Origin of the sequence: Marivita geojedonensis, from assembly GCF_002115805.1 — a bacterium.
GTDB lineage: Bacteria > Pseudomonadota > Alphaproteobacteria > Rhodobacterales > Rhodobacteraceae > Marivita > Marivita geojedonensis.
Genome location: NZ_JFKC01000055.1, coordinates 1 through 3649 on the forward strand (window position 1 = coordinate 1; position 3649 = coordinate 3649).

Annotated in this window: 3 protein-coding genes and 1 pseudogene; 1 reads left to right on the top strand and 3 read right to left on the bottom strand. The window is 56.0% G+C overall.

The window, feature by feature from the left end:
* Nucleotides 1-153: pseudogene (locus MGEO_RS20895) on the bottom strand (integrase); the annotation flags it as partial.
* Between the two features lie 310 nt (nt 154-463).
* On the opposite strand from MGEO_RS20895, the gene MGEO_RS20900 reads away from it, so the two are divergent.
* Entirely contained in the window at nt 464-1126 is a 663-nt protein-coding gene (locus tag MGEO_RS20900; RefSeq protein ID WP_085641672.1) for a DUF2306 domain-containing protein, read from the top strand.
* A gap of 224 nt (nt 1127-1350) precedes the next feature.
* On the opposite strand, the gene MGEO_RS20905 is transcribed toward MGEO_RS20900, so the two are convergent.
* Nucleotides 1351-1629: a hypothetical protein gene (locus tag MGEO_RS20905; RefSeq protein WP_085641673.1), complete on the bottom strand. Its 279-nt coding sequence runs from the start codon at nt 1627-1629 to the stop codon at nt 1351-1353.
* A gap of 92 nt (nt 1630-1721) precedes the next feature.
* Entirely contained in the window at nt 1722-3272 is a 1551-nt protein-coding gene (locus MGEO_RS20910) for a winged helix-turn-helix domain-containing tetratricopeptide repeat protein (RefSeq protein ID WP_085641674.1), read from the bottom strand.
* Nucleotides 3273-3649: the final 377 nt, after the last annotated feature.

Consider the following 3649-nt stretch of genomic DNA (forward strand, 5'->3'; position numbering starts at 1 on the left):
GAGTGCCAGATCTCTGAGATTGCCCGCAAGTTCCAGCCGGGCGCGGATGGCCCAGACCTGTTTGGCAAGAAGCGGGCGTTTTTGACCAATCAGTCGGCCTTTGTTCCAGGCCGGGCGTTTTGGTTTGAGGGCGGGAAGTTGAACTTTGGACATCGATTGTCCTCCATCCGTCCCTCCCACTCCTGGCGTCGACACCGCGTCAACCGACCTATGCTACCAATTGATTGAATGGTCGGTTCTTCAGCCTACCAGACCTTCGTGACACACGCAGCGATCGACCGAAAAGAGCCCGAAGCGGAATTGCGGCGTTGGGGCATTCATTCCAAAAGTAGGCAAAAAAATCGATCCTGCCCTAAGTTTGGATCGATTTCCGGTTCGCCAAACCAAAAGTTTGGAGAGATCAAATCTCACAAAGGTGCTTGGAATATGGCGCAACCAGGCATGGGCTCCTAATATTGGCACAATGAGGAACGCCCTTGTCTCAGCCGGTCTGATTATTCTTGCTCTGAACGTGTCGTGGTTCGTCGCTTATAGCGCGCAGCTCAGCGTAAATGGCCTGTTTTCTGATTGCCCGGAAGACATATCGCGCGTTTTCAAGAATGATGCCCAGATCGCCAACATTGGCATCCTTTTCCACATGATGGCAGGGGCCTTTCTGACGCTGGGCGCCCCTCTTCAAGCGCTCCCTGTCGTTCGAAACCGTTGGCCCAAGCTACACCGAAAACACGGTTTCGTCCTGTTCTGCCTTGCGATCATCACAGGATTTGGTGGGCTGATATACATACTGCTTGAAGGCACGATTGGTGGCTGGTGGATGTCGTTCTGGTTTGCGACCTATGGCGGCCTTTTGGTCTGGTGCGCCGTGAACACTGTACGCTTCGCGATGTCACAAGACTATGACCGACACTTTGCATGGGCGACGCGGCTGATTGTTCTAGCCGTCGGCTCGTGGATCTTTCGGATGCATTACGTTGTCTGGTTCTCCATCACCGGTGGTTCCGGATCAAATGAGTCGCTCACAGGACTTTTCGACAGGGCCCAGGTGGTCGCATTCTTCATGCCATACCTCCTTGTTGCAGAGTTTTTTCTGCGCAGAAGAAAGCCCAATCAAATAGAGAGAGACTGACAGACGAAGTAAAGGGTTTCGCCGTCTATCAGCCTCTGGAGGGAACGGCAGACCTCCAGTCAGGTAGCGTGAATGACTGCGTCGAGGCCATGAGGCCTAAGGTCTAAAGACCTCAAAAAGTCGAAAGAGCAACGTCGAACTTCAGAGATTTCCCTGTATGGGCCGATCAGTTATGGGAGACAGGTCGGCCTCATTCGGTGCGTTTTCTCGACGAAAGTGGGCTACTATTCGTTTATCCCAATTCGCCCCAGCAGGCTTAGGATTCGCCCCTCCCAGTTGTTGCGGGCAATTTCGTAAACCGGGTAATCGGTCACCGGCATGTTGAGGGCAACCTTATGATCACGCTCAGTCATGGCGAAATCAGCACGCTGTTCAGGTGATAGACCGCGAAGTTCCGCGCGATGGCGATATCCGGCTGGCATGGCCAAAAGTTTGGCTGTCACAGATACGACCCGTTGCTTGACGAGGTGTGTACGGCGGGCTGTCGACTGGATGAGGTCCATGAGAAATCTCCGTTTGTTGCTAGGTTCCAATGAAACAAACATGACAGCCAAGGCGTGCCAGCGCTTGGCGCCCCGGTGGAGAAGTATGAAGACTACGTGGAGATTTCCTCCCTTGAGGCCGCCGGAACAAACGTGCCCAACATGAGTCCTGCCAATTTGTCATAGTCTTGACGGTCGGCGAACGGATAAGCGCGGTTGAGAAAGGCCGCATCGAGATCGGGTCGCGCGTTCAGCGCCTCTTTCAGCACTTCTTCGGCTTCCGTTTCCTTTCCAAGCGCGTTGAGAGCCGCGGCCTCTGCCGCAAGGGCCCAATGAGGCGCGTTCGGCATTCGTTGAGCTTTTCTTGCCCAGCCAAGTGCTTCGTCGGCCAAGTTCACCAGCAGGCAGGAAAAGCACAACATCACGCAGACCGACCATCCTTGTGGATCGCGCGGACTCAGTGCCAGTACACGCTCGAAGTGACCTATGGCCTCAGCTGGGCGACCGCTGAGACACAGCGAATAACCTCGTCCAAAATGGCCATATGCATGATTGGGGTTGCGAGCGATTGCCTCGTCATAGGCGGCGATGGCGGCCTCGAATTCCGCGCGGGCCAGATGTGAACGGCCCAATGCAACATAGGAAAAGGCATCGCGCGGGTCGAGCTGCACGGCACGTCGTGCTGCCGCCAGCGCTTGATCAAGGGCCTCGTCGCCAACCACGCCTTCCTTGTGGGCGTGGCATAGCGCATATGCCAGTCCAGCATGCGCCAACGCATAGTCCGGGTCACGGGCCAGCGCCTCCTTCAATACCGCGACGGCCTTGACGTGAAGCCCCGGGCGTTGCTGCCATAGCATCCAAAGCCCGCGTTGTGTTGTCTCCCAAGTCGAGAGGTCTGTCTCACGCAGGCTGCGCAGCCGGTCGCGCTCCGCCGAAAGCAGCTCTGGCTCGATGGCAGCCGCAATCCGGTCGACATACGGATCTAGATCCTGAAGATCCTCATCTGAAAGTTCCCAGCGCTCCGACCAGATCTGTGCCTGGGAGTCAGTTGCACTGAGGTTTACCTGCAGGCGCCAGTTGCGGCCACGCTGGCGCAGCCCCCCTTCGACCAGATAGTCGGGGCCAATTTCTTCGATTGCCCGCGACATTTCCGTTCCTGCGAGATCTCGAAAGCCAAAAGACGTCAGACGAGAGATAACCCTCAGATCCCTGAACCGCGAGAGCGCTGAGATAACATCGTCGCAAATTCCATCTAGCCGCCACAGTGTTTCGGGATCGTCAGGAGCCTGCGTGAATGGAAGCACCAGAATTACTGGCTGGTCCGGCTTCTTGCCCGAAGAAGACACCATGTCGGCACTCGCTTCAAAATCAGCAACAAACTGATAGCCCACGCCACGGTGTGTTCGGATCACACTTTGCGCAGCACCGTCGTCACCCACGGCTACGCGTGCCGCCTTAATCCGGCTAGTCACGGCGGTATCGGACACGATACGCCCGCCCCAAACCCGTTCGATCAGATCGTCCTTACTCAGTACGCGGTCTTTTGCTTCGATTAAGGCCACCAACACATCAAAAACTTGGGGTTCCACGTCGATGGGTTCACCGTCACGACGCAACAGCCGTGCATCGGAGTGGATCTCGCAGTTTCCAAAACGTGCTTTCATCTAGCGACCCAGTTGCAACACGTTGACAGCATAGCGAAGACTGGAGCCTGCGACACCGCCTATTCGATCTCTGGCATTGGTTGAGTCATTCCCGTATTGGCCTCGAAATTTCTGGCGTAGGCAGTTTCCCGTCGAAGGTCGGCTCCGTCCCGCGACTCGGTCATTGCTCTAATTTCGGCGAATGTCCGCGGGTGGTATGACCAGTTCGCTACCTCAAGCGAGTAGTAACGCATCTAGGGTCAGGATGCATTGATTTTCGCACCGCTGCGTGATTCACGGCTCGGAAAACGGAGCGGTGACATGAGCGACCTTTACTGGCTGAGCGATGAGCAGATGGCCAAGCTTTCCCCTTTCTTCCCGAAGTCGCACGGCAAGTC

What these genes read in the sequence shown, in the direction of transcription:
- MGEO_RS20910 (WP_085641674.1), bottom strand. Translation starts at nt 3,272, where the DNA reads ATGAAAGCACGTTTTGGAAACTGCGAGATCCACTCCGATGCACGGCTG.
- MGEO_RS20900 (WP_085641672.1), top strand. Translation starts at nt 464, where the DNA reads ATGAGGAACGCCCTTGTCTCAGCCGGTCTGATTATTCTTGCTCTGAAC.
- MGEO_RS20905 (WP_085641673.1), bottom strand. Translation starts at nt 1,629, where the DNA reads ATGGACCTCATCCAGTCGACAGCCCGCCGTACACACCTCGTCAAGCAA.